The 24,212-nt window shown below is 67.5% G+C and carries 24 protein-coding genes; 14 read left to right on the top strand and 10 right to left on the bottom strand.

Going from position 1 to position 24,212, the window contains the following annotated elements:
* Positions 1-51: 51 nt before the first annotated feature.
* Positions 52-1,728, bottom strand: coding sequence for an electron transfer flavoprotein-ubiquinone oxidoreductase (locus VG566_RS14535; RefSeq protein ID WP_041862952.1), 1,677 nt, complete (start codon positions 1,726-1,728; stop codon positions 52-54).
* 257 nt (positions 1,729-1,985) lie between these two features.
* Between VG566_RS14535 and VG566_RS14530 the strand changes: the two genes are divergently transcribed.
* The gene (locus VG566_RS14530) at positions 1,986-3,149 is read left to right on the top strand and encodes an acyl-CoA dehydrogenase family protein (protein ID WP_134966594.1); all 1,164 of its coding nucleotides are present in this window, start codon (positions 1,986-1,988) and stop codon (positions 3,147-3,149) included.
* Positions 3,150-3,352: 203 nt separating this feature from the next.
* Here VG566_RS14530 and VG566_RS14525 read toward each other — a convergent pair whose 3' ends face one another.
* Positions 3,353-3,832: a tRNA (cytidine(34)-2'-O)-methyltransferase gene (locus tag VG566_RS14525; RefSeq protein ID WP_049441773.1), complete on the bottom strand. Its 480-nt coding sequence runs from the start codon at positions 3,830-3,832 to the stop codon at positions 3,353-3,355.
* Positions 3,833-3,901: 69 nt separating this feature from the next.
* The gene (locus VG566_RS14520; RefSeq protein ID WP_014645542.1) at positions 3,902-4,378 is read right to left on the bottom strand and encodes a hypothetical protein; all 477 of its coding nucleotides are present in this window, start codon (positions 4,376-4,378) and stop codon (positions 3,902-3,904) included.
* Positions 4,379-4,794: 416 nt separating this feature from the next.
* On the opposite strand from VG566_RS14520, the gene VG566_RS14515 reads away from it, so the two are divergent.
* The 4 genes from VG566_RS14515 (at position 4,795) to VG566_RS14500 (ending at position 10,328) form a co-directional block, all read left to right on the top strand.
* Positions 4,795-7,644, top strand: a complete 2,850-nt coding sequence (locus VG566_RS14515; protein ID WP_241884594.1) for a M16 family metallopeptidase — start codon at positions 4,795-4,797, stop codon at positions 7,642-7,644.
* 215 nt (positions 7,645-7,859) lie between these two features.
* Positions 7,860-8,177, top strand: a complete 318-nt coding sequence (locus VG566_RS14510; protein WP_005407628.1) for a DUF4156 domain-containing protein — start codon at positions 7,860-7,862, stop codon at positions 8,175-8,177.
* 103 nt (positions 8,178-8,280) lie between these two features.
* A complete protein-coding gene (locus VG566_RS14505; RefSeq protein ID WP_014035559.1) occupies positions 8,281-9,297 on the top strand; it encodes a 3-oxoacyl-ACP synthase III in 1,017 nt (338 codons plus the stop codon).
* Positions 9,298-9,437: 140 nt separating this feature from the next.
* Positions 9,438-10,328, top strand: coding sequence for an alpha/beta fold hydrolase (locus VG566_RS14500; protein ID WP_014645544.1), 891 nt, complete (start codon positions 9,438-9,440; stop codon positions 10,326-10,328).
* 49 nt (positions 10,329-10,377) lie between these two features.
* Here VG566_RS14500 and VG566_RS14495 read toward each other — a convergent pair whose 3' ends face one another.
* The gene (locus VG566_RS14495; RefSeq protein ID WP_029380125.1) at positions 10,378-10,809 is read right to left on the bottom strand and encodes a YkgJ family cysteine cluster protein; all 432 of its coding nucleotides are present in this window, start codon (positions 10,807-10,809) and stop codon (positions 10,378-10,380) included.
* Between the two features lie 104 nt (positions 10,810-10,913).
* On the opposite strand from VG566_RS14495, the gene oleC reads away from it, so the two are divergent.
* The 3 genes from oleC (at position 10,914) to VG566_RS14480 (ending at position 13,798) form a co-directional block, all read left to right on the top strand.
* A complete protein-coding gene (oleC, locus tag VG566_RS14490) occupies positions 10,914-12,572 on the top strand; it encodes an olefin beta-lactone synthetase (protein WP_241884593.1) in 1,659 nt (552 codons plus the stop codon).
* Positions 12,569-13,561, top strand: a complete 993-nt coding sequence (gene oleD, locus VG566_RS14485; protein ID WP_241884592.1) for a 2-alkyl-3-oxoalkanoate reductase — start codon at positions 12,569-12,571, stop codon at positions 13,559-13,561. Before oleC ends, oleD begins: the two co-directional genes overlap by 4 nt.
* 81 nt (positions 13,562-13,642) lie before the next feature.
* A complete protein-coding gene (locus VG566_RS14480; RefSeq protein ID WP_005407633.1) occupies positions 13,643-13,798 on the top strand; it encodes a DUF1328 domain-containing protein in 156 nt (51 codons plus the stop codon).
* Positions 13,799-13,874: 76 nt separating this feature from the next.
* On the opposite strand, the gene ddlA is transcribed toward VG566_RS14480, so the two are convergent.
* Entirely contained in the window at positions 13,875-14,969 is a 1,095-nt protein-coding gene (gene ddlA / locus VG566_RS14475) for a D-alanine--D-alanine ligase (RefSeq protein WP_241884591.1), read from the bottom strand.
* Positions 14,970-15,305: 336 nt separating this feature from the next.
* Between ddlA and VG566_RS14470 the strand changes: the two genes are divergently transcribed.
* Both VG566_RS14470 and ubiB read left to right on the top strand, forming a co-directional pair.
* A complete protein-coding gene (locus VG566_RS14470; protein ID WP_005420772.1) occupies positions 15,306-15,941 on the top strand; it encodes a ubiquinone biosynthesis accessory factor UbiJ in 636 nt (211 codons plus the stop codon).
* Positions 15,938-17,593, top strand: a complete 1,656-nt coding sequence (gene ubiB / locus VG566_RS14465) for a ubiquinone biosynthesis regulatory protein kinase UbiB (protein ID WP_014645548.1) — start codon at positions 15,938-15,940, stop codon at positions 17,591-17,593. Before VG566_RS14470 ends, ubiB begins: the two co-directional genes overlap by 4 nt.
* A gap of 52 nt (positions 17,594-17,645) precedes the next feature.
* On the opposite strand, the gene VG566_RS14460 is transcribed toward ubiB, so the two are convergent.
* The 4 genes from VG566_RS14460 to VG566_RS14445 are packed head-to-tail and all read right to left on the bottom strand — an operon-like array spanning position 17,646 to position 20,778.
* Positions 17,646-18,431, bottom strand: a complete 786-nt coding sequence (locus tag VG566_RS14460; RefSeq protein ID WP_164109128.1) for a YaiO family outer membrane beta-barrel protein — start codon at positions 18,429-18,431, stop codon at positions 17,646-17,648.
* 4 nt (positions 18,432-18,435) lie between these two features.
* On the bottom strand, positions 18,436-19,041 hold the full coding sequence (locus tag VG566_RS14455) for an acetyltransferase (RefSeq protein ID WP_032962223.1): 606 nt from the start codon (positions 19,039-19,041) through the stop codon (positions 18,436-18,438).
* On the bottom strand, positions 19,028-20,167 hold the full coding sequence (locus VG566_RS14450; protein ID WP_014645551.1) for a glycosyltransferase: 1,140 nt from the start codon (positions 20,165-20,167) through the stop codon (positions 19,028-19,030). The genes VG566_RS14455 and VG566_RS14450 overlap by 14 nt, the downstream gene beginning before the upstream one ends.
* Entirely contained in the window at positions 20,167-20,778 is a 612-nt protein-coding gene (locus VG566_RS14445; protein ID WP_014645552.1) for a PIG-L deacetylase family protein, read from the bottom strand. The genes VG566_RS14450 and VG566_RS14445 overlap by 1 nt, the downstream gene beginning before the upstream one ends.
* A gap of 166 nt (positions 20,779-20,944) precedes the next feature.
* On the opposite strand from VG566_RS14445, the gene VG566_RS14440 reads away from it, so the two are divergent.
* Complete coding sequence (locus VG566_RS14440) at positions 20,945-21,532, top strand: O-methyltransferase (protein ID WP_014645553.1); 588 nt, start codon at positions 20,945-20,947, stop codon at positions 21,530-21,532.
* 85 nt (positions 21,533-21,617) lie between these two features.
* Complete coding sequence (locus VG566_RS14435; protein ID WP_014645554.1) at positions 21,618-22,361, top strand: pseudouridine synthase; 744 nt, start codon at positions 21,618-21,620, stop codon at positions 22,359-22,361.
* 70 nt (positions 22,362-22,431) lie between these two features.
* Here VG566_RS14435 and VG566_RS14430 read toward each other — a convergent pair whose 3' ends face one another.
* Positions 22,432-22,980, bottom strand: coding sequence for a DUF2059 domain-containing protein (locus VG566_RS14430; RefSeq protein ID WP_401730180.1), 549 nt, complete (start codon positions 22,978-22,980; stop codon positions 22,432-22,434).
* A gap of 113 nt (positions 22,981-23,093) precedes the next feature.
* On the opposite strand from VG566_RS14430, the gene arfB reads away from it, so the two are divergent.
* The gene (gene arfB / locus VG566_RS14425; protein ID WP_005420755.1) at positions 23,094-23,525 is read left to right on the top strand and encodes an alternative ribosome rescue aminoacyl-tRNA hydrolase ArfB; all 432 of its coding nucleotides are present in this window, start codon (positions 23,094-23,096) and stop codon (positions 23,523-23,525) included.
* Between the two features lie 4 nt (positions 23,526-23,529).
* Entirely contained in the window at positions 23,530-24,132 is a 603-nt protein-coding gene (locus VG566_RS14420) for a lysophospholipid acyltransferase family protein (protein WP_049405171.1), read from the top strand.
* The last annotated feature ends 80 nt before the right edge of the window (positions 24,133-24,212 follow it).

The raw sequence follows: 24,212 nt of genomic DNA, 5'->3' as shown, positions 1-24,212 counted from the left end.
GCGGTGCGGTGGAGCGGTCGGGCTGCGACACACGGTCGCAGCCCGGGGCGATCACATGCCTGAGTAGTTCGGGCCGCCGCCGCCCTGCGGGGTCACCCAGACGATGTTCTGGGTCGGATCCTTGATGTCGCAGGTCTTGCAGTGCACGCAGTTCTGCGCGTTGATCTGCAGGCGCGCGTTGTCGGCTTCGCCAACGAACTCGTACACACCGGCCGGGCAATAGCGGGCTTCCGGGCCTGCGTACTCGGCCAGGTTCACCTTCACCGGAATGCTGGGGTCCTTCAGCGTCAGGTGGCTGGGCTGGTTCTCGTCGTGGTTGGTGCTGCTCAGGAACACCGAGCTGAGGCGGTCGAAGGTCAGCACCCCATCCGGCTTCGGGTAGGCGATGCGGGTGTGCTTGGCGGCCGGTTCCAGGCAGGCATGATCCGGCTGCGTGCGGTGCAGGGTCCACGGCGGGTTGCGCACGCCCAGCTTCGGCAGCAGCCACTGCTCGACGCCGGTCATCAGCGTGGCCACGGTCTGGCCCTTCTTGAACCACTGCTTGAAGTTCTTGGCCTGCTGCAGTTCGGTGAACAGCCAGCTGGCTTCGAACGCCTTCGGGTAGGCGCTCAGTTCATCGTGCTGGCGGTCGGCGGCCAGCGCGTCGAACGCGGCGTCGGCGCACAGCATGCCGGTCTTGATCGCGGCATGGCTGCCCTTGATGCGGCTGGCGTTGAGGTAGCCGGCCTCGCAGCCGACCAGTGCACCGCCCGGGAACACCGTCTTCGGCAGCGACAGCAGGCCACCGGCGGTGATCGCACGCGCGCCGTAACCGATGCGGGTACCGCCTTCCAGATGCTTGCGGATGGACGGATGGGTCTTGAAGCGCTGGAACTCTTCGAATGGGCTCAGCCACGGGTTCCTGTAGTCCAGGCCTACCACGTAGCCGATGGCGACCTTGCCGCCGTCGGCGTGGTACAGGAACGCGCCGCCGTAGGTGTCGCTGTCCAGCGGCCAGCCGGCGGCGTGAACCACCAGACCCGGCTCATGCCGGGACGGGTCGATCTGCCACAGCTCCTTGATGCCGATGCCGTAGGCCTGCGGGTCCTTGCCTTCGTCCAGCGTGTAACGCGCGATCAACTGGCGGCCGAGATGGCCGCGCGCGCCTTCGGCGAAGATCGTGTATTTCGCCTGCAGCGCCATGCCGCGCTCGAACGCCGGGCCGATGCTGCCATCCTTCTCGATACCCATGTCGCCGGTGGCCACGCCGATCACTTCACCGTTGTCGCCGTACAGCACCTCGGCTGCGGCGAAGCCGGGGAAGATCGCCACTTCCAGCGCCTCGGCCTGCTGCGCCAGCCAGCGGGTCACTTCGCCCAGGCTGATGATGTAATTGCCTTCGTTGTGGAAGCACTCCGGCAGCAGCGCGTTGGGCGTGCTGCGCGCGCCGGTTTCGCTGAGGAACAGGAATTCGTCACGGGTGACCTTCTGCTTCAGCGGTGCGCCGCGCTCGGCCCAGTCCGGGAACAGCTCGGTCAGCGCGCGCGGATCCATCACCGCACCAGACAGCACGTGCGCGCCTGGTTCGGACCCCTTCTCCAGCACGCACACCGACAACTCGCGGCCGGCTTCGATCGCGCGCTGGCGCAGGCGGATCGCGGTGGCCAGGCCGGCGGGGCCGGCGCCGACGATCACCACGTCGAATTCCATTACTTCACGCGGGGGCAGGGCGTTGGCTTCAGCGCTCATCGATTGCATGACTCGTGGGTAGGGCCGGCATCGGGGCCACCGGCGGTGCCTGGGAATCGCGCGTGCAGCCACGAGCGAAACGGTTGTTTGAATGTGTCAGGGTACCGGGCCGCGCGTGATCGAGCTAGATCGCCGATGTTCACGTCACGATTGCTGCGGTGCAGCGTAAGGCTGCGGCCCGAGTGGGTGCCGACCCTGGTCGGCACGCTCTGCCCGGATGACCGACAATGGCCGGGTCCTGACTGCGCGTGAGTGCCATGGCTTTGCATCCGTACGATCTGTTCGATGTCCGTTCCCTGCTCAATGAGGAAGAGCGCGCGGTGCAGGAGAGCGTCGCCCGCTTCACCAACGAGCGCGTGCTGCCGATCATCGGCGATGCCTTCGACCAGGCCCGTTTCCCCGATGAACTGGTGCCGGAGATCGCCTCGCTGGGCCTGCTGGGCGCCACCCTGCCGGCCGAATACGGCGGCGGTGATCTGGGTGCGGTCAGCTATGGCTTGATCTGCCAGGAGCTGGAGCGCGGCGATTCGGGCCTGCGCAGCTTCGTCTCGGTGCAGAGCTCGCTGTGCATGTACCCGATCTATGCCTACGGCAGCGAGGAACAGCGCCAGCAGTGGCTGCCGGCGATGGCGCGCGGCGAACTGATCGGCTGCTTCGGCCTGACCGAGGCGCACGGTGGGTCCGACCCGGCCAGCATGAAGACCCGCGCGGTGCGCGACGGCAGCGACTGGCGCATCAGCGGCAGCAAGATGTGGATCACCAGCGGCCCGGTGGCCGACCTGGCCATCGTCTGGGCGCAGACCGAGGACGGCATCCAGGGCTTCGTGCTGGAGAAGGGCATGGCCGGCTTCACCACGCAGGAGATCAAGCACAAGATGAGCCTGCGCGCGTCGCTGACCGGCGCGCTGTTCTTCGATGACGTGCGCGTGCCCGACAGCCATCGCCTGCCGAACGTGAAGGGCCTGAAGGGGCCGCTGGGCTGCCTGACCCAGGCCCGTTACGGCATCAGCTGGGGCCCGATCGGTGCCGCCGTTGCCTGCCTGGATGAAGCGCTGGGCTATGCCAAGGAGCGCGTGCTGTTCGGCCGCCCGCTGGCGGCCACCCAGAGCGCGCAGATCAAGCTGGCCGAAATGGCCCGCCGCATCACCACCGCGCAGCTGCTGGCGCTGCAGCTGGGCCGCCTGAAGGAAGCCGGGGAGCTGCAGCCGCAGCAGGTCAGCCTGGCCAAGTGGAACAACTGCCGCATGGCCATCGACATCGCCCGCGAATGTCGCGATCTGCTGGGTGGGGCCGGCATCACCACCGAACACGTGGCGATCCGGCATGCACTGAACCTGGAATCGGTGATCACCTATGAAGGCACCGAGACCGTGCACCAGCTGGTGATCGGCCGCGAACTGACCGGCATCAACGCGTTCTGAAACCTGGTTCCGGTGGGTGCCAACCTTGGTTGGCACATCTTTCCAGAAGTTTCTGCAGCCGCCTTGACCTGTCTTTGGTAGGTGCCAACCTTGGTTGGCACACTCCTTCGGCACGCGACCGGGGAACAGTGCGGACCAAGGTCCGCACCCACCAGAAGCAGGTCACACCCACCAGCAGCGATCCACAGCCACCCCGGAGCGGTTTACGCGCCGCCGGCAAACCCATGCTGCCGCCACGCCTCGTACATCACCACGGCAACGGTGTTGGAAAGATTGAGGCTGCGGTTGCCCGGCCGCATCGGCAGGCGCAGGCGGCGGCCATCCGGCAGCGCATCGAGCACGTCCTGCGGCAGGCCACGGCTTTCCGGGCCGAACAGGAAGGCATCGCCATCTTCGAACGCCACGCTGTCGTAGCGGACGCTGGCACGCGTACTCAGGGCGAACAACCGCTTCGGTGCGATCCGCGCCAGCGCGGTGTCCAGGTCGGGGTGCACCTGCAGGCGCGAGTACTCGTGGTAGTCCAGGCCGGCGCGCTTGAGCTGCTTGTCTTCCAGTGCGAAGCCGAGCGGCTCGACCAGGTGCAGCTGCGCGCCGGTGTTGGCGCAGAGCCGGATCACATTGCCCGTGTTGGGCGGGATTTCCGGTTGGAACAGGATTACGTGGAACGGGGGCGCGGCATTCATCGGCGCAGTGTACCTGCGACGGCGGCCGCCTCTACGGCGCACGCCCTGCGCTGGGCAGGGCGGCACCGCTTACGGGCGCAGCAGGACCTGGGCGGTTTCGGTGGCCAGGGCCTGCAGGTCTGCAGCGCTCGGACGCACCTGCAGGGCCGGCAGGTTGACGATCACCTGGTTGGCGACGCTGGTGGCAGCGGCAGCCAGGGTGGCGGCGTAGCGCTGGGCTTCCAGTTCGGCGGCCAGGGCGACGCGCTGTTCCAGGCTCGGGCGCACTTCCACCGAGGCCAGGGTGGTGATCGGCATCGCGGCGGCGACCGGGGCGGCGACGTAGCCGTTGCGCTCGGCCAGCTGGTCGGCGCTCGGGCGCACTTCCACGGTGGCCAGGGTCGGGATGCCGCTGGCCTGTTCCCAGGCCTGCTGGGCCAGCTGGTCGGCCGCCGGGCGAACCTGCACGGTGGCCAGGGTCTTGATGGATTCGGAGGCCTGCACCGACGAAACAACCGCGGTGCCGGCGATCAGGGCGATGGCGATGGCAATGGTCTTGGCGTTCATGACGGGGCCTGTTTAGTGTTGGTGATCAGTGGTGTGGTAGTAAGGTAGTACACCAATTCTGGGGATGCAAGAAGAATTTTCGATTTCCTGCATTTGTTCAGTCTTCAGTCAGCTTGCGTCTGAAGCCCTTCCTGGCGCAGGAAGTGCCAAGCAATCCCCGTGCCAACTTTTATTCATTGATTTACAAGGGTTTTTTATCAATCGAAAAGTGTCCGGTGGGCGGACACCTGTCCATTCGATGTGCCGCGGACACTGTCCGGACGCCTTCAGCCGGCACATGTGACGGTTCACGCCCCCCGGCTGGGGCCGGGCCGGATGGCCTTCAGGGCAAACACCCCCAGTGACTGGCGACCGATTCCTGCCGTTGCCTGCGCAGGCTAGGATCGGGGTTCACCTATGTGACCAAGGATCCGGATATGTCTCTCGCCCTTCGCCCGCGCGCCGCATTGCTGGCCGTCGCCCTCAGCACCGCCCTGGGCACGCTTGCGCCCACCTCCGCGCTTGCCGCCAGGCCGGCGGCACCGGCCAAGGTCGATATCCCGTACGAGCAGTTCACCCTGCCCAACGGCCTGCGCGTGATCGTGCATACCGATCGCAAGGCGCCGATCGTCGCGGTCAACGTCTGGTACCACGTGGGCAGCAAGGATGAACCGGCCGGCCGCACCGGCTTCGCGCACCTGTTCGAGCACCTGATGTTCCAGGGCAGCGAGAACCACGACGGCGAATTCTTCGAACCGTTCAAGCAGGTCGGTGCCACCAACCAGAACGGCACCACCAACACCGATCGCACCAACTACTTCGAGAACGTGCCGACCACCGCGCTGGACATGGCGCTGTGGATGGAGTCGGACCGCATGGGCCATCTGGTCGGTGCGATCGACCAGGCTGCGCTGGACGAGCAGCGCGGCGTGGTGCAGAACGAGAAGCGCCAGGGCGAGAACCAGCCCTACGGCCAGGCCTGGGACCAGATCAACAAGGCGCTGTATCCGGTTGGCCACCCGTACCACCACGGCGTGATCGGCTCGATGAACGATCTCAACGCGGCCTCGCTGGATGACGTGAAGACCTGGTTCCGCACCTGGTATGGCCCGAACAACGCGGTGCTGGTGCTGGCCGGCGACATCGACCTGGCCACCGCCAAGGAGAAGGTCGCCAGGTACTTCGGCAGCATCCCCGCTGGCCCGACCATGGCGCAGCCGGCGGTGAACGTGGCCAAGCGCAGTGCCGATACCCGCGAGACGATGACCGACAAGGTGCCGCAGGCGCGCATCTACCGCGCCTGGAACGTGCCGCAGGTCGGCACCGCCGACATCGACCAGTTGCAGCTGTTCTCCGAAGTGCTGGGCGGCGCCAAGTCCTCACGCCTGAGCCAGCGCCTGCAGCACCAGGACAAGCTGGTGGACAGCATCGGCTCGGGCCTGTCGACGTCGCAGCTGGGCTCCAACTTCGTGATCGTGGCGACCGTCAAGCAGGGCCAGGACCCGGCCAAGGTCGAGAAGATCATCGACGAGGAACTGGACCGCCTGATCAAGCAGGGCCCGACCGCGGCCGAGCTGGAGCGCGCCAAGACCGGCGCCCGTGCCGGCTTCATCCGTGGCATCGAGCGCATCGGTGGCTTCGGCGGCAAGGCCGATGCGCTGGCCGAGTGCGCGGTGTTCACCGGCGACCCGGGTTGCTTCCGCACCTCGCTGGCCAACATCGAGAAGGCCAGTGCCGCCGATCTGAGCCGCCTGGGCGCAGAGTGGCTGGACAAGGGCAGCCACACCCTGGTGATCGCACCGGGTGAGCGCGTGGCGCTGAAGGAAGAACCGAGCCAGACGCCGAAGCCGTTCACCGTGCCGGCGGTGGACCCGAAGTACAGCACCCTGCCGGAACAGGTGGACCGCAAGGCCGGCGTGCCGCAGACCCGCGAGTTCCCGCAGCTGAAGTTCCCGGCACTGCAGCGCGCCACGCTGAAGAACGGCACCCAGGTGATCCTGGCCGAACGCCACGAGATTCCGGTGGTGCAGTTCAGCTACCAGTTCCCGGGCGGCTTCAGCGCCGACCAGGGCCGCAAGCCCGGCACCGCCAACTTCACCATGAGCCTGATGACCGAAGGCGCCGGCAAGCTCGGTTCGCTGGCCTTCGCCGACGCCGCCGACGCACTGGGCGCCAGCCTGGATGCCTCGGCCGGCCTGGACTCGATGAGCGTGGACCTGTCGGCGCTGAAGGAAAACCTGGCACCGTCGCTGGCGCTGTACCGCGACCTGCTGCGCGAACCGCGTTTCGAGCAGGGCGAGATCGACCGGGTCAAGGCGACCTGGATCGCCGGCATCCAGCAGGAGAAGGTGAACCCGGGTGCAGTGGCCATGCGCGTGCTGCCGCCGCTGCTGTACGGCAAGGGCCACCCGTACGCCATCCCGTTCACCGGCAGCGGCGACGAGGCGGCGATCAACGGCCTGACCCGCGAAGATCTGGTTGATTTCCACCACGACTGGCTGCGCCCGCAGAATGGCACCCTGATCGTGGTCGGTGACACCACCCTGGCCGAGATCGTGCCGCTGCTGGACAAGCAGCTGGGTGACTGGAAGGCGACCGGCGAGGCGCCGCAGGTGAAGGCGGCCACCGATGTCGCGCTGCCGAAGGGCCCGCGCGTGTTCCTGATCGACCAGCCGGGTGCGGTGCAGGCCAACCTGTTCGCCGGCCAGGTGGTGGCGCCGTCCAGCGCCGCCAGTTCGACCCGCTTCGACATTGCCAACGGCGTGATCGGCGGCGACTTCACCTCGCGCCTGAACATGAAGCTGCGCGAGGACAAGCACTGGTCGTACGGCGCGCGCAGCAGCGCGACCAGTTCGGTGGGCCAGCGCCCGTGGATGGCCAGTGCGCCGGTGCAGATCGACAAGACCGGCCCGGCACTGGCGGAAATGCGCAAGGAGATCGCCGCATTCGCCGACGGCAGCAAGCCGGCCACCGCTGCCGAAGTCAACCGCATCCGCAACATCCAGACCCTCAGCCTGCCCGGTGCCTACGAGACCGCCAGTGCCGTGGCCGCGACCGTCGGTTCGATCGTGCAGTTCAAGCGCCCGGACGACTATGTGCTGCGTCGCAAGGCCGAGATCGAAGCGATGACCCCGGCGCAGGTGCAGCAGGCCGCTGCCGAGATCAAGCCGCAGGCCCTGACCTGGGTGGTGGTGGGCGATCTCAAGCAGACCGAAGCGGCCGTGCGCGCGCTGAACCTGGGCGAGGTGACGGTGATCGACGCCGAGGGCAACCCGGTCAAGAAATAAGGCACGACCCGGCCCGCCTGTGGCGGGCCGGCTCCCCCGGTAGTGCCGGCCGCTGGCCGGCAACCCCTTAAGGGGTCGGAGCCCTTTGCGGGGGATCCGGACCCCTCTGCCGACCTGGGGTCGGATCCCCCGCAGGAGGCTCTGACCCCGGCCCCGGCTACCCCCGATTCAGGCTGTTCAGGCAGAATCGCCCCATACCCTTCCAGGATCTGCCCATGCGCGTTCTGCTGCTTTCCTCTCTGCTGCTCACCGTCACTGCCTGTACCTGGGTGCCGATCGAACCGGCCGGCAAGGCGACCCGCGTGTTGCCGGCAGGTCCGGTTCCGGCCGGCTGCATCGCCAAGGGCGAGGTGGTGGTCACCGTGAAGAGCAAGGTCGGCTTCTACAACCGCAACCCGCTGCGCGTGCAGGAAGAGCTGGAAACCCTGGCCCGCAACGAGGCCCCGAGTGCCGGCGCCAACGCCGTACAGGCCGCCGCCGCGCCCGCCGATGGCAGCCAGCGGTTCGCCGCGTTCCAGTGCCCGCCGCGCTGAACGCTTCACCATACGGCCAAGCCTGAATTCGTAAAGATGCGGTGAAGGCCCCGGGGGTTATAGAATAGCGCCCCCTTTTGCCTGAGCCTTGGCGCTAACCTCGATGCTCTTCAAGAATGTCTCGATCGCCGGCCTGGCACACGTTGATGCGCCGCATACGCTGACGACCAAGGAAATCAACGAGCGGCTGCAGCCGACGTTGGATCGCCTCGGTATCCGCACCGACGTGCTCGGCGATATCGCCGGCATCCATGCCCGCCGCCTGTGGGACAACGGCGTGCTGGCGTCCGATGCCGCCACCATGGCCGGCCGCAAGGCGCTGGAAGACGCAGGCATCGATGCGACGCAGGTCGGCCTGCTGGTCAACACCTCGGTCAGCCGCGACTACCTGGAGCCGTCCACCGCCTCGATCGTGTCGGGCAACCTCGGCGTCAGCGACGAGTGCATGACCTTCGACGTCGCCAATGCCTGCCTGGCCTTCATCAACGGCATGGATATCGCGGCGCGCATGATCGAGCGTGGCGACATCGACTACGCGCTGGTGGTGGATGGCGAGACCGCCAACCTGGTGTACGAGAAGACCCTGGAGCGCATGACCGCCCCGGACGTCACCGCCGACGACTTCCGCAACGAGCTGGCCGCCCTGACCACCGGTTCGGGCGCCGCCGCGATGGTGATGGCGCGCTCGGAACTGGTGCCGGATGCACCCCGCTACAAGGGTGGCGTGACCCGTTCGGCCACCGAGTGGAACCAGCTGTGCCTGGGCAATCTGGACCGCATGGTCACCGATACCCGCCTGCTGCTGATCGAAGGCATCAAGCTGGCCCAGAAGACCTTCACCGCCGCCAAGATCGCCTTGGGCTGGGCCGTGGAAGAGCTGGACCAGTTCGTGATCCACCAGGTCAGCCAGCCGCACACCGCTGCGTTCATCAAGAACTTCGGCATCGACCCGAAGAAGGTCATGACCATCTTCGGCGAGCACGGCAACATCGGCCCGGCCTCGGTGCCGATCGTGCTGAGCAAGCTCAAGCAGCTGGGCAAGCTGAAGAAGGGCGATCGCATTGCACTTCTGGGCATTGGTTCCGGCCTGAACTGCTCGATGGCTGAAGTGGTCTGGTAAGCAGCCCGCTGCCCGACCTCCTGTAGAGCCGAGCCATGCTCGGCTCACGCGCGCAGCGCGGCTCTTCCGCAGCGGACCGGAGAGCAGCCGAGCATCGGTTCGGCTCCACATTGCGCCGCGACTCTCCCTAGGTGCTCCGCATGCGCGATCTTCCCGGTTACCCCGCCCACCCGCAGCGCTTCGAGGTTCGCCCCGGCCTGTCGATGAACTATCTCGACGAAGGCCCGCGCGATGGCGAAGTGGTGGTGATGGTGCATGGCAACCCGTCGTGGAGCTATTACTGGCGCACGCTGGTGGCCGGCCTGTCGGACACATACCGCTGCATCGTGCCGGACCACATCGGCATGGGCCTGTCGGACAAGCCCGATGACAGCCGCTACGAGTACACGCTGCAGTCGCGCGTTGACGACCTCGATGCGCTGCTGAAGCACCTGGGCATCACCGGCCCGGTGACCCTGGCGGTGCACGACTGGGGCGGCATGATCGGTTTCGGCTGGGCGCTGTCGCACCACGACCAGGTCAAGCGCCTGGTGGTGCTCAATACCGCCGCGTTCCCGATGCCGGCGGCGAAGACGATGCCGTGGCAGATCGCGCTGGGCCGCCACTGGAAGATCGGCGAGTGGATCATCCGCAGCTTCAATGCGTTCTCGTCCGGTGCCTCGTGGCTGGGCGTGGAGCGGAAGATGCCGGCCGACGTACGCCGCGCCTACGTGTCGCCGTACAACAGCTGGGCCAACCGCATCAGCACCATCCGTTTCATGCAGGACATCCCGCTGTCGCCGGCCGACAAGGCCTGGTCGCTGCTGGAGCGGGCCGGCAAGGCGCTGCCGTCGTTCGCCGACCGACCGGCCTTCCTCGGCTGGGGCCTGCGCGACTTCGTGTTCGACCACCACTTCCTGAAGGGCTTCCAGGCCGCGTTGCCGCAGGCCCAGGTGCATGCCTTCGAGGACGCCGGGCACTACGTGCTGGAAGACAAGCACGAAGTGCTGGTGCCGGAGATCCGCGCTTTTCTGGACAAGAACCCGATCTGATCGGCACACCCGAAGGGTTCATGAGGTTGCCGGCCAGCGGCCGGCACTACTACGCCGCGACCGGTGCCTGCGGCGGTGAGGACGGGCTGTTGCCGTTGTCGTCCGGGTGATCGTCGTCATTATCGGCATCATCGCGCCAGCGCCAGTCGGCCAGCGTCAGCGGGTCCAGGCCATAGGCGATGCGTGCCTTGTCGCACTGCGGGCTGGCCTTGCCGTACTCCCACGATGCATCCACCTCACGGCACACGCTGGGCCGGTTGGGGTGGATGGTGCAGCGTGAGTACACGCCGATCTGCGCGTCCAGCGCCACGCAGCGCACCGGCTTGGAGTGGGTGCCGCGCATGCACAGGCGGTGCGGGTCCAGCACCTCGGTCAGCTGGTGCGGCACGCCGCCGGGGGTGACCTCGTCCGATTCCATCCAGTGGAAGGCCACGCGGTATTGGGTGCAGCAGGCGCCGCAGGTCATGCAGGGATGTTGCATGGGCAAGCCGCCTCGGGCGGCAGTCGGAATCAGGAACGAGGGTGCGGATTTTCCACGAAGTGGGCCGCCGCGCAAGAAATTCCGTAAGCGGCGACAATGAACGGATGAACCGACCCTGCAACATTGCCGCGCGCCTGCCTGAACTGGCGCGTGAACGCCCTGACCAGATCGCCATCCGCTGCCCGGGCCGCCGGGGCGCCGGCAACGGCATGGCCGCCTACGATGTCACCCTGGATTACCGCCAGTTGGACGCCCGCAGTGATGCCATGGCCGCCGGCCTGGCCGGCTATGGGATCGGCCGTGGAGTGCGCACGGTGGTAATGGTGCGGCCGTCGCCGGAGTTCTTCCTGCTGATGTTCGCGTTGTTCAAGCTGGGCGCGGTGCCGGTGCTGGTCGATCCGGGCATCGACAAGCGCGCGCTGAAACAGTGCCTGGACGAGGCGCAGCCGCAGGCCTTCATCGGCATTCCGTTGGCGCACGTGGCGCGGCTGGCGCTGCGCTGGGCGCCGTCGGCGAGCCGCCTGGTCACCGTTGGCCGCCGCCTCGGCTGGGGCGGTACCAGCTTGGCCGCGCTGGAGCGCGCCGGCGCCAAGGGCGGGGCGATGCTGGCCGACACCGATGGCGAGGACATGGCGGCGATCCTGTTCACCAGCGGCTCCACCGGTGTGCCCAAGGGCGTGGTCTACCGCCACCGCCACTTCGTGGGCCAGATCCAGCTGCTGGGCAGCGCGTTCGGCATGGAAGCGGGCGGCGTGGACCTGCCGACCTTCCCGCCCTTTGCCTTGTTCGACCCGGCGCTGGGCCTGACCTCGGTGATCCCGGACATGGACCCGACCCGGCCGGCGCAGGCCGATCCGGCACGCCTGCACGATGCCATCCAGCGCTTCGGCGTGACCCAGCTGTTCGGCTCGCCGGCATTGATGCGGGTGCTGGCCCGGCATGGCCGGCCGTTGCCGACGGTGACCCGGGTGACCTCGGCCGGTGCGCCGGTGCCGCCGGACGTGGTCGCCACCATCCGCAGCCTGCTGCCCGCCGATGCGCAGTTCTGGACCCCGTACGGCGCCACCGAGTGCCTGCCGGTGGCGGTGGTCGAGGGGCGTGAGCTGGAGCGTACCCGCGCGGCCACCGAGGCCGGCGCCGGCACCTGCGTGGGCAGCGTGGTGGCCCCCAACGAGGTGCGCATCATCGCCATCGACGACGCCCCGCTGGCCGACTGGTCGCAGGCACGTGTGCTGGCCACCGGCGAGGTGGGCGAGATCACCGTGGCCGGGCCGACCGCCACCGACAGCTACTTCAACCGCCCGCAGGCCACGGCCGCAGCGAAGATCCGCGAGACGCTGGCCGATGGCAGCACCCGCATCGTCCATCGCATGGGTGACGTGGGCTACTTCGATGCGCAGGGCCGGCTGTGGTTCTGCGGGCGCAAGACCCATCGCGTGGAAACCGCACAAGGGCCGCTGTACACCGAACAGGTCGAGCCGGTGTTCAATACCCTGCCCGGCGTGGCACGCACGGCACTGGTCGGCGTTGGCCCGGCGGGTGCGCAGGTACCGGTGCTGTGCGTGGAACTGCAGCGTGGCCAGAGCGACAGCCCGGCGTTGCAGGAAGCGCTGCGTGCGCATGCCGCAGCGCGCACGCCTGAGGCCGGCCTGCGGCACTTCCTGATGCATCCCGCGTTCCCCGTCGATATCCGTCACAACGCCAAGATCGGCCGCGAGAAGCTCGCCGTCTGGGCCAGCGCCGAACTGGAGAAGCGCGCATGAAGATCCTGGTCACCGGTGGTGGTGGTTTCCTTGGCCAGGCGCTGTGCCGCGGGCTGGTCGAACGTGGCCACCAGGTGCTGGCGTTCAACCGCAGCCACTACCCGGAACTGCAGGCCATGGGCGTGGGCCAGATCCGCGGCGATCTGGCCGATGCGCAGGCAGTGCTGCACGCGGTGGCCGGCGTCGATGCGGTGTTCCACAACGGCGCCAAGGCCGGCGCCTGGGGCAGCTATGACAGCTACCACCAGGCCAACGTGGTCGGCACCGACAATGTCATTGCGGCATGCCGCGCGCACGGCATCAACCGGCTGGTCTACACCTCAACGCCCAGCGTGACCCACCGCGCCACGCATCCGGTGGAAGGCCTGGGGGCTGACGAGGTGCCGTACGGCGAGGACTTCCAGGCACCGTATGCGGCGACCAAGGCGATCGCCGAACAGCGCGTGCTGGCCGCCAACGATGTATCGCTGGTGACGGTGGCACTGCGCCCGCGCCTGATCTGGGGCCCGGGTGACCAGCAGCTGGTGCCACGCCTGGCCGAGCGTGCACGTCAGGGTCGCCTGCGCTTGGTCGGCGACGGCAACAACAAGGTCGATACCACCTACATCGACAACGCCGCGCTCGCGCATTTCCTCGCTTTCGAGGCATTGGCGCCGGGTGCCGCGTGTGCGGGCAAGGCCTACTTCATTTCCAACGGCGAACCGCTGCCCATGCGCGAACTGGTCAACCGGCTGCTGGCCGCTGTTGGCGCGCCGACGGTGGACAAGGCGATCAGTTTCAAGACCGCCTATCGCATCGGCGCGGTCTGCGAACGGCTGTGGCCGCTGCTGCGCCTGCGTGGCGAGCCGCCGCTCACCCGCTTCCTGGCCGAGCAGCTGTGCACGCCGCACTGGTACAGCATGGAGCCGGCCCGCCGCGATTTCGGCTATGTGCCGCAGGTCAGCATCGAAGAAGGGCTGCGCAGGCTGAAGGCTTCATCTGCTGCATAGATCGCCGTCACTGGTTGCACACCGCAGGATCGGGAGGATGGACCCACGCCATCCAAGGCTCGACCACCCGCGAGGAGCGCCATGCTGCATTACGCCATCATTTTCTTTGTCATCGCCATCATCGCCGCCGTTCTGGGCTTTTCCGGTATTGCCGGCGCCGCAACGAACATCGCCTGGATCCTGTTCGTGGTGTTCCTGATCCTTGCGGTGATCTCGATGTTCCGCAAGCGCGGCTAGCCGGTAGTGCCGGCCGCTGGCCGGCATCGCTTTCCGCAGAGTCGAGCCATGCTCGACTCTGCGGGCGATCACAACGCTACGCGGCGCTGTGCAATCCGCGATCGGCTTCGTGACGCTCCAGTGCCAGTTCGATCAGGCGCGTAATCAACGTCGTGTAATCGACTCCGCTGGCACCCCACAATTTCGGGTACATGCTGATGCGGGTGAAGCCCGGCAGCGTGTTGACCTCGTTGATGACGATCCCGCCGCCGGCAGTAAGGAATACGTCCACGCGCGCCATGCCGGCACACTCCAGCGCCTGGTAGGCCTGCAGTGCGATCTGCTGGATGCGCGCCTGGGTTGCGGCATCGATATCCGCAGGTACCACCACCTCGGCGCCAGTTTCGTTGATGTACTTGGTGTCGTAGGCGTAGAACTCGTCGTGCACCACCACCTCGCCGCACAGGCTGGCCTGCGGATGCGCGTTGCCCAGTACCGCGCACTCGATCTCGCGGCCGACCACCGCCGACTCCACCAGCACCTTGTGGTCGTAGCGCAGCGCCAATGCCAGTGCCTCGGCGAAGCCCGCTGCGTCCTTGACCTTGCTCACGCCCACCGACGAACCCTGGTTGGCCGGCTTCACGAACAGCGGCAGGCCGAGCTGCGCGATCACCGCATCGACATCGACCGTTGCCGCCTGGTGGCGACGGATGCACAACCACGGTGCCACCTGCAGGCCAGCGTCGCGCAGCAGGCGCTTGGTCACGTCCTTGTCCATCGCCACTGCCGAACCCAGTACCGGCGAGCCGACGAAGGGCAGGTTGGCCATGCGCAGCAGGCCCTGCAGCGCACCGTCCTCGCCCAGCGGCCCATGCACGATCGGCAGCACCACATCGATCTGGCCCAGCGCGCTGGCCGGATCGGACGGCTGCAGCTGTGCCTGTTCCGCACCCGGGCGCACCGCCAGCGACTGGCCCGAGCGATGCAGCGCGATGCGCGACGGATCATCGGCGTTGATCAGGAAGGTGTCCGGCTGGTTCAGATGCCACTGGCCCTGCTTGTCGATGCCGATCAGCACCGGCTCGAAGCGCTCGCGATCAAGCGCATCGAGGATGTTCTTCGCCGACTGCAGTGAAACCTCGTGCTCGGAGGATTTGCCCCCGAAGATGATGCCGATCCGGGTCCGTGCCATGGGAATGCGATGTCCTGTGCGTTGCGTGGCCGTACAGCATGAACCTTCCATAGCCACCCAGGTGAGGCACAGATGAATCACCGGGCTGCCGGCTCGGGTAGCGGCCAACCATGGTTGGCCCCCTGACATCCAGCGCCGACCAAGGTCGGCATCTACTAACGCGAGATCCCATCAGCATTGGGGTCAGAGCCCGTTGCGCAGCAACGGGACCCCACCCCGCCATCCCACGGATCGCCAGCTTTTGAGGTTGAGGTTGCCGGCCAGCGGCCGGCACTACCGCGGGTGCCGGGCGGCAGCCCGGCGCAAGCCCCCCACCCACGCAGGTAGAATGCGCACATGGCTCTTTCCCTGCTCAAGTCCCTCAAGCCGGTCGCTGGCCGCGCCCTGCAGATCGCCCTGAACCGCGCGCTGGCGCTGGATCCGGATACCCGCCATGCACTGGCCAGCCTCGATGGCCGGCACATCGACCTGACCCTGGAAGCGCCGTCGCTGGCGATGCGCATCAGCGTCGACGGCGACCAGCTGCGGGTGGGCCCGGTGGATGCGCAGGAAGCCGACCTGGCCGTGCGCAGCAGCCTGGCCGGTGTGCTGGCGCAGCTGCCGCTGCTGGCCAACGCACGGCGCGGCGAGTCCAATAACAAGGGCCGTGTACGCGTGGCCGGTGACGCTGAACTGGCGCGACGCCTGCAGCAGCTGGCCAAGGGCTTCGATCCAGACTGGCAGCAGCCGTTCGTCAGCGTGTTCGGCGAGGTACTGGGCGTGCAGGTGGCCAACACCCTGCGCAGCGCCCTGCAGCACGCGCGCCAGGGTGCGATCGATCTGGCCCACAGCGCTGCCGAGTTCATCACCGAGGAATCGCGCGACGTGGTACCGCGCGCCGAACTGGATGCCTTCCACGATGATGTGGACGTACTGCGTGATGACGTCGAGCGCCTTGGCGCGCGCGTCCAGCGCCTGCGGGGTGCCGCATGAAGGCCGTGCTGCGGGCAAGCCGCATCGGCCGGGTGATCCTGCGCTACCGCCTGGACGACCTGCTGCACGGCACGCCGGCTGAGCGCTGGCTGCGCCTGGCCAAACCGTTCGTGCCGCGTGCTTCGGCCGACATCGCTGTACAGTCGCGCGGTGCGCGCCTGCGCCTGGCGCTGCAGGATCTCGGCCCGATCTTCGTCAAGTTCGGCCAGATCCTGTCCACCCGCCGCGACCTGGTGCCGCCGGACGTGGCCAACGAACTGACCCTGCTGCAGGACCGGGTCAAGCCGTTCGACGGCGATACCGCGCGCCGCATCGTCGAGGAAGCACTCGGCCTGCCGGTCAGCGAGGCATTCGCCAGCTTCGATACCGAACCGCTGGCCTCGGCCTCGATCGCACAGGTGCATGCGGCCACGCTGGCCGATGGCCGCCAGGTGGTGGTCAAGGTGCTGCGCCCGGGCATCGAGAAGCAGATCGACGCCGACATCGCCCTGCTCAACTCGCTGGCCGCCCTGGTCGAGCGTACCCATCCGCGTGCCGACAAGATCCGTCCGCGCGAAGTGGTGGCCGAAGTCGAGAACACCCTGGCCGCTGAGCTGGACCTGCAGCGCGAAGGCGCCAATGCCAGCGTGCTGCGCCGCTTCTGGGAAAACAGCGACGACCTGTACGTGCCGGAAGTGATCTGGAGCCACACCGCCGAGCGCGCGCTGACCCTGGAGCGCGTGTGGGGCATTCCGTCCGATGACATCGCTGCACTGGACAAGGCCGGCATCGACCGCAAGGCGCTGGCCGCCAAGGGCGTGCGGGTGTTCTACACCCAGGTGTTCCGCGACAACTTCTTCCATGCCGATGCGCACGCCGGCAACATCTGGGTCGATACCGATCCGTCGCGTCGCGCCAACCCGCGCTTCATCGCGCTGGACTTCGGCATCATGGGCCAGCTGTCGCAGGAAGATCAGTACTACCTGGCCGAGAACTTCATGGCCATCTTCAACCGCGATTATCGCCGCATCGCCGAACTGCACGTGCAGGCGCGCTGGATGCCGGACAACGTGCGCATCGATGATCTGGAAGCGGCCGTGCGTTCGGTGTGCGAGCCGTACTTCACCCGCCCGCTGTCGCAGATATCACTGGCCGAAGTGCTGATGAAGCTGTTCCGCGTGGCGCAGCGCTACCAGCTGACCCTGCAGCCGCAGCTGATCCTGCTGCAGAAGACCCTGCTGAACATCGAAGGTGTCGGGCGCCAGCTGGATCCGCAGATCGACATCTGGGCGGTGGCCAAGCCGGTGCTGGCGAAGATCCTGCGCGAGCGCTACAGCCCGCGTCGGGTCGTGCGCGAGATCGGCAAGCGCTTGCCGGAAATCATGACCCACGCGCCGGACATGCCGCGCCTGGTGCACGCCTGGCTGACCCAGCAGGTGGAGGGCCGCCATGAGCTGGCGATGCGCTCGCGCGATCTGGTCGCGCTCGATGCCAGCGTGCAGCGCCTGCAGAAGCGCGCGGTCGGTGCGATCACCGGCGTCGGCCTGCTGGCCATCGCCGCACTGGTGTACGTGCTGCAGCCGCCAGGTTGGTACTGGGGCGACCTGCCGATGTGGAGCTGGGTGTCAGGTGCCGTCGGCGCGCTGGCGCTGGCGCGCGCGTGGTGGCGCTGAAGCCTGTTGATCGAGGGTCGGCGGCGTCACGCGCCGCCGACCGGCCACGGCTCTACCAGTGGTAGCCCAGGCCCAGGTGCGACTGCACGCTCTGGAAGCGGTCCAGGCGCGTCCTGTGCCAGGTCTTGCCAATGCCCATGTCCAGCACCAGATGCTCCCCCAGCGGCTGGCTGCGGCGCAGGAAGGCACGACGTGCATCGTGTTCGCGCAGCAGCAGCGGATCGGAATCGGCGGCGTAGCCGGACGTACCGCTGCCCAGCCACAGCTGGGTCGAACCACCGCCCTGCGCATCCTTCAGGCGCAGTGACAGCGTGGTGCCATGGCCGTCGGGCCCATTGGACTGGCGATGCCGCTCGTGGCGCAGTGAGGTGGTCACGCGCGGGAAGTAGTGCGAGGCACCTACCGACCAGCCACTCACGTATGCGCCGGCATGGTACTGGGCGTACTTGCCGCCCACGCTCAGCACGGTCTGCGGTGCCACCTTCCACTGGAAGTCCTGGTTGAGCTGGCGGTTGACGAATACCGGGTCATCGTTGGAGGCGGTGAAGGCGGTGCGGGTCGAAAAGCGTTGACTCCAGCGCTGGTGCAGGGAGCCCTGCACCCGGTTGCCGCTGAAGCGTTTGCTGCCGTAGTCGCGTTCACCATGGGCCAGGCCCAGATGCCAGCGGCTGTCACCGCTGCGACCGGCCACATCCACGGTCTGTACGTCGCGCTTGCCAAAGCCATCGGTGTAGTCGGCATGATCCAGCTGCACCGAGACCCGGTCGATGCCGGCATGGGCGCTGGACACAGCCAGCAGCAGGGCGCACGGCAGTGCGCCACGGATGATCAATCGCATGGGGTTACTCCAGGGGTTGGGAATGCAGCGACTGCAGCAGCCGGTAGCGACCGGGCGGCAGGTTTCGTTCCACGGTGATGCGCGGGCCGAACTGGCTGCCCGGGGCGACGATGCGACCGGGCAGGATGATCACGCCGACGCCCAGCGCGGCACCTTCGCCGATCCAGGCGCCGAGCTTGTCGCGCTGGCTGTCGATGACGGTGTCGCCGATGTGGACGGTGACCGTTGCGCCATCCAGGCGATGGTTGCTGGTACGCACCAGCGCGCCCAGGTAGGCACGGGCGTCGACGCGGCTGTCGGCGATGAAGCACTGCGGGCCGATGCAGGCGCCGTCGCCGATCAGTGCGTTCTTCAGTTCACTGGCAAAGCCGATGCGCACACCGTCACCGATGTGCAGCGGACCGCGCAGCAGTGCGTTGTTGCCGATCAGGCAGTCGCGGCCGATCGATACCGGCCCGTGCAGCTGGGCGCCGTCGCAGATGCGGCTGCCAGCGCCGATCCGTACCTCGCCCCGCACGATCGCACGCGGCGAAACCTGGGCGCTGGAATCGACGTGGGGTGGCAGCGTCGATAGCGCGTCGGCCATGGCGGCGAGGTCATTCCACCACATGCGGATACCTGGTCGGCTTGTCGCGTGCCGGCTCGCGGCCGGTAAACAGCCCGGCCACGCCATGCATCAGCCAGATCGCATAGGCGAGCAGCACGTACAGCATCGAGAACGCGGCGGCAGGGACCAGCGACGCGCGGCGGTGGTGGATCGCACTGATCACCGCCAGCAACATGACGATGCCGATCCAGAACAACGGCATCACCGACAGGGCGAGGCCACCCGGCCCATGCAGCTGGGCCGCACCGAACCAGACCTGCAGCGTCAGCACGATGCCGGCAAGGGCAAGCAGCATCATCGGCAGGATGCTGAACACGCCGAAGCGGGTCAGCAGCAGGCCGCGATGCAGGCGCATGCATACCGCATAGCCGACGATCCAGCGTCGCCAGCGCCGCCATTCCTCCACCAGCGTGTTGCATTCCTGCGGGTAGACCACGCAGCGCACGCTCTGGCGGACACGGTAGCCCTGCGCGACCAGCGACCAGGACATATCCAGGTCTTCGACGCGGGTGCGGTCGGAGAAACCGACCTTGCGCAGCACCGAGGTGCGGAACAGGCCACACGAGCCGGAGACGATGAACGGTGCGCCGCCCAGCCATTGCTGGAAGCTGCGCTTGATGACGATCATCGGCAGCTTCAGGCTGGCGCGCACATGCGGCAGGAAGCCGGCACCCTGCAGGCTGGACGAGGGTACGCCACCGACCGCATCGGCACCGCGCTCGATCTCGTCCAGCAGGTGGCCCAGGCCATGGCCGCGCGGATCGATGTGGGTGTCGGCGTCGGTCAGGAACACCTGCTCGGCGGTGGCGTGCCGCAGGCCATGCATCAGCGCGCCGCCCTTGCCGGTGTTGGCCTGGTGCACGGCCACGAGGCGCCCGGGCCAGCGCGCCTGCAGCGCATCAAGTACCTGGGCGGTGTTGTCGGTCGAACCGTCGTTCACGCAGATCACCCGTGCCACGTAGGGGTTCTGCAGCAGGCCGGTCAACGAGCGCTCCAGGCACGGCGCTTCGTTGTAGGCCGGCACGATCGCATCGATGCTGTACAGGCGCGTGCTGGGGCGACGCGAGGCCTGCACGCACACACGCACCAGGATGAAGGCACACATGGCCAGGAACAGCAGCGTTTTCATCACAGCACCAGCCGGTAGGGCACGAAGCCCTCACTGGGGCCGATGCCGATCTGCTGGCCGCGGAACTGCGCGTGGCAGCGCAGGTGGTCCTCCTGCATGTAGTGGCGATCGCCCTGGCTGGCATGCTCGCGCAATGCGTGGATCTTCAGGTCCAGTTGTGCGCTGATGTCCTCGAACACCTGCGGTGCGAACTGCGGCAGGGTGCTGGGGCTCTCGTAGCAGAGGATCTGCGGGATGCTGCGGCAGGCGATGATTGACGCTTCATGGACGGTGCGATGGTCCTGGTGGTGGTCTTCGCCGCACATCGTGTAGACGCGATGCGGTGCGATCTGCGCGCAGGCCTGCTCGATCACCGCGACGATGTCGTTGCGGCAGGCAGGAAAGCGCGTATCCGGGAAATCCTGCTGGATCACCTCGGTCACACCCAGGCGGCGCAACGCGCGGTGGGATTCGTCGCTGCGGTCGATGCCGGCATGGCAGCCACGGCCACCACGGCTGAGCACCAGCGCATGGATGCGTGCACCGTCGCGGGCCAGCTTGGCCAGGCTGCCGCCGCAACCGAGTTCGATGTCGTCGGGGTGGGCGCCGATTGCCAGAATGTCGAGAACCATGGCCGTGTCCTTGCGGAAACCAATGAGGGCCGCGGGCCGGTGGACCATCCCGCGTGAAGAAGGCGGGAACTATCGCAACCCCATCGGAGTACAGGCTTAAGACAAGTACGAAATGTGGCCGGACAGGCCACAATGCTCACCCTTGCTGTGGCAAATGAAAGAAGCAATGACGATGCAGCTTTCGGAATTGAAGAACGAACTGGCACGCTTCGGTGCTGAAAACGACGCGCATGAAACCGAGCGCGCTCGGCGCATGCTCAACATCACGCCGGACACCGGTGAATTCCTGTCGGTGCTGGTGCGTTTCGGCAATGCGCGCCGGGTGCTGGAGATCGGCACCTCCAACGGTTATTCCACGCTGTGGATTGCCGAAGCCGCAGCCGCCATCGACGGCCACGTGACCACACTGGAATACGCCGCGGACAAGGTGGCGATGGCGCGTGACACCTTCGCGCGCAGTGGCCTTGCCGATCGCATCACGCTGGTCCACGGCGATGCCGGGCAGTGGCTGGCACAGGCCGCCGATGCCAGCATTGACCTGCTGTTCCTCGATTCGGACCGCGAACAGTACGCCGGCTGGTGGCCGCAGCTGCGCCGTGTGCTGCGGCGGGGGGGCCTGCTGGTGGTGGACAACGCCACCTCGCACGCCGCGCAGATGGAACCGTTGCGCGCGTTGCTGGATGCCGATCCGGACTTCGGCACCAGCCTGGTGCCGGTGGGCAACGGCGAGCTTCTGGCCGTGCGCAACGCTTGACCGCCGCGCCACCAACCCGGGGTCAGATCCCTTTTCCGCAGGAAAAGGGACCTGACCCCGATCAGGGCGCCCGTATAATCCTGCGGTGAGCACCGAACCTGACACCCTCGCTGCGGTCGAGACCGAAACCGCGCCCCTGCAGCTGCTGCACCTGGACGAGCGCCTGGCCGTGGTCAACAAGCCCGCCGGGCTGATGGTCCACGACAGCAAGCTGGCCCGTGGCGAAGATGATTTCCTGGCCGACCGCCTGCGCGAGCAGCTGGGCCGCCCGATCTTCCTCGTGCACCGCCTGGACCGGGCCACCAGCGGCTGCCTGCTGCTGGCCTTCGACCGCGAGACCGCCAGTGCGCTGGGCAAGGCGTTGATGGGGGGTGAAGTGGCCAAGGACTACCTGACGGTCTGCCGGGGCTGGCCGGCCGAGCTGTCCTGGCGGGTGGACCATGACCTGGACGGCGGGCCGGGCAAGCCGGTGAAGAAGCCGGCGGTCACCGACTTCCAGCGCCTGGCCACCGGCGAGCTGTCGGTGCCGGTGGGTGAGTTCAGCAGTTCGCGCTACGCGCTGCTGCGCTGCCAGCCGCAGACCGGGCGCTTCCGGCAGATCCGCCGGCACCTCAAGCACCTGTCGCACCACATGATCGGCGACACCAGCCACGGCGATGGCCGCCACAACCGCATCTTCCGCATGCAGGGCGTGCACCGCATGCTGCTGCACGCCGAGCGCCTGCGCTTCCCGCACCCGGACGGTGGCAGCGTGGATGTCAGTGCGCCGCTGGATCGCGAGTTCCAGAAGGCGCTGGACCTGTTCGGCTGGCAGGTGGACGACGCCTGATGCTGCTGCGGTAAGCCGAGCGTGGGCTCGGCTCTACAGCCAGCGGCCGGGCGTGGCCCGGCGCACCCCGTTATTTCTTTTCCGGCTCGTTGACGATCGCTTCCAGGTCCTTCTGCAGATCCGCGAACAGCGGCTGCATGCGCGCCTGGATCGCCACCATCACGTTCTGCATCAGCGCCGGGGTCTTGTCCAGCAGGCTCTGGCCGGCCGCGCTCTCGTAGAACTCGGCCATTGCCAGCACGTCTTCCTTGCTGAAGGTCTTCTTGTACAGGTCCACGTACATGGGCCGCAGCTGTTGCCACGACATCGCCTGGCGCAGGGTCTGGCTGGTCCGGGCCTGGATCCGCTTCAGCTGTTCCTGCTGCTGGGCGGTGAGCTGGCGCTGCGCGGCCACCTGCTGGAACTGCTGCTGCTGCATGGCTTCGATCTGCGGCACCATGGTGTCAATCATGCTCTGCGCGCGCGAGGCCGACAGCAGGCGGTTGATGTCGCCGTCGGTCGGCGGGGCGGCCAGGGCCGGAACGCTGGCCACGGCCAGCGCCAGCAGCAGGGCGGCGCGGCGCAGCAGGGACGGCAGGGCGGGTGTGGAGCGGGTCATGCGGGGCTTCCTGCGGTACATGGGACCGCCAGCATACCCGCAGCCCAGGCGAAGGCGGCGTGTTCGGTGCCTGATCGGCGGCATACGGGGCGCGATGGCGTACTTCACCACGTGCCTGCCGCTACAATGCGCGGATGGGCAGTGGACCGGTCACCATCAGCGCGCAGCTTGAAATCCCCGACGGCGAGATCGTCGAGCGGTTCGTGCGCGCCAGTGGCGCCGGCGGCCAGAACGTCAACAAGGTGTCCACCGCGGTGGAACTGCGTTTCGACGTGGCCAACTCGCCCTCGTTGCCCGAACCGTTGCGCGCGCGCCTGCTGGCGCGGCGTGACCGGCGCATGACCGGCGAAGGCGTGCTGGTCATCGACGCGCAACGATTCCGCACCCAGGATCGCAATCGCGAGGATGCGCGCGAGCGGCTGGCGGCCTTCATCCAGGCCGGGCTGAGCGTGCCCAAACCGCGCAAGGCCACCAAGCCGACCCTCGGGTCGAAACTGCGTCGTCTGGACGCCAAACGCGGGCGCGCGCAGATCAAGCGCGGGCGCTCATCACGTGACTGGGAGTGATTGCTTGAACAACCCGACTTCGTTGCTGCCGGCCGTGCCGCCGCAGATGCCGCAGGTCAAACCCAACGCCTTCCTGCGCTGGCTGGCGCGCTGCACCCTGCGCATGGGCGGCTGGAAGGTGACCGGCACCCTGCCGGACATCCCCAGGCTGGTCTTCATCATCGCCCCGCATTCGTCCAACTGGGACGGGCTGTGGGGCATGGCGGCGAAGATCGCGCTGGGCATGAAGGTGAAGGTGCTGGGCAAGGCCTCGCTGTTCTGGTGGCCGCTGGGCCCGCTGCTGCACAAGCTGGGCGTGATCCCGCTCGATCGCAGCTCGCCGCAGGGCACCGTCGGCCAGGCCGTGGACCTGCTGCGCAACAACGAGAAGATGTGGTTCGCCATCACGCCCGAGGGCACCCGCAAGGCGGTGAAGGACTGGAAGGCCGGTTTCCTGAAGATCGCCCGGATGGCTGACGTGCCGATCCTGGCGGCGTATTTCCACTATCCGGAAAAGACCATCGGCATCGGTCCGCTGTTCACCCCGAGCGGCGACGATGTGGCCGACATGGCTGCCATCCGCGAGTTCTACCGGCCCTGGATCGGCAAGACCCGCGGCACGGTCTGAGCCGGTTGCAGGCCGCCGCATAGACGCCACGTCCGGCACATGCCGGGCGAGCGCGACAGGAGTAGGGTGGAGGGCTGGTA

The sequence above is a fragment of the Stenotrophomonas sp. CASM114 genome (genome assembly GCF_049384325.1).
In the GTDB taxonomy this organism is placed as follows: Bacteria; Pseudomonadota; Gammaproteobacteria; order Xanthomonadales; family Xanthomonadaceae; genus Stenotrophomonas; species Stenotrophomonas muris.
Note: the sequence above shows the minus strand (reverse complement) of the source record. Positions and strands in the feature narration are given on the sequence as shown.

Coding starts and splice junctions, on each gene's coding strand:
- VG566_RS14450 (WP_014645551.1), bottom strand. CDS start 20,167: ATGAAAACGCTGCTGTTCCTGGCCATGTGTGCCTTCATCCTGGTGCGT.
- VG566_RS14445 (WP_014645552.1), bottom strand. CDS start 20,778: ATGGTTCTCGACATTCTGGCAATCGGCGCCCACCCCGACGACATCGAA.
- VG566_RS14455 (WP_032962223.1), bottom strand. CDS start 19,041: ATGTGGTGGAATGACCTCGCCGCCATGGCCGACGCGCTATCGACGCTG.
- VG566_RS14515 (WP_241884594.1), top strand. CDS start 4,795: ATGTCTCTCGCCCTTCGCCCGCGCGCCGCATTGCTGGCCGTCGCCCTC.
- VG566_RS14505 (WP_014035559.1), top strand. CDS start 8,281: ATGCTCTTCAAGAATGTCTCGATCGCCGGCCTGGCACACGTTGATGCG.
- VG566_RS14525 (WP_049441773.1), bottom strand. CDS start 3,832: ATGAATGCCGCGCCCCCGTTCCACGTAATCCTGTTCCAACCGGAAATC.
- VG566_RS14535 (WP_041862952.1), bottom strand. CDS start 1,728: ATGAGCGCTGAAGCCAACGCCCTGCCCCCGCGTGAAGTAATGGAATTC.
- VG566_RS14520 (WP_014645542.1), bottom strand. CDS start 4,378: ATGAACGCCAAGACCATTGCCATCGCCATCGCCCTGATCGCCGGCACC.
- VG566_RS14440 (WP_014645553.1), top strand. CDS start 20,945: ATGACGATGCAGCTTTCGGAATTGAAGAACGAACTGGCACGCTTCGGT.
- oleC (WP_241884593.1), top strand. CDS start 10,914: ATGAACCGACCCTGCAACATTGCCGCGCGCCTGCCTGAACTGGCGCGT.
- ubiB (WP_014645548.1), top strand. CDS start 15,938: ATGAAGGCCGTGCTGCGGGCAAGCCGCATCGGCCGGGTGATCCTGCGC.
- VG566_RS14480 (WP_005407633.1), top strand. CDS start 13,643: ATGCTGCATTACGCCATCATTTTCTTTGTCATCGCCATCATCGCCGCC.
- VG566_RS14510 (WP_005407628.1), top strand. CDS start 7,860: ATGCGCGTTCTGCTGCTTTCCTCTCTGCTGCTCACCGTCACTGCCTGT.
- VG566_RS14530 (WP_134966594.1), top strand. CDS start 1,986: ATGGCTTTGCATCCGTACGATCTGTTCGATGTCCGTTCCCTGCTCAAT.
- VG566_RS14470 (WP_005420772.1), top strand. CDS start 15,306: ATGGCTCTTTCCCTGCTCAAGTCCCTCAAGCCGGTCGCTGGCCGCGCC.
- VG566_RS14430 (WP_401730180.1), bottom strand. CDS start 22,980: ATGTACCGCAGGAAGCCCCGCATGACCCGCTCCACACCCGCCCTGCCG.
- VG566_RS14460 (WP_164109128.1), bottom strand. CDS start 18,431: ATGCGATTGATCATCCGTGGCGCACTGCCGTGCGCCCTGCTGCTGGCT.
- VG566_RS14495 (WP_029380125.1), bottom strand. CDS start 10,809: ATGCAACATCCCTGCATGACCTGCGGCGCCTGCTGCACCCAATACCGC.
- oleD (WP_241884592.1), top strand. CDS start 12,569: ATGAAGATCCTGGTCACCGGTGGTGGTGGTTTCCTTGGCCAGGCGCTG.
- arfB (WP_005420755.1), top strand. CDS start 23,094: ATGGGCAGTGGACCGGTCACCATCAGCGCGCAGCTTGAAATCCCCGAC.
- VG566_RS14500 (WP_014645544.1), top strand. CDS start 9,438: ATGCGCGATCTTCCCGGTTACCCCGCCCACCCGCAGCGCTTCGAGGTT.
- ddlA (WP_241884591.1), bottom strand. CDS start 14,969: ATGGCACGGACCCGGATCGGCATCATCTTCGGGGGCAAATCCTCCGAG.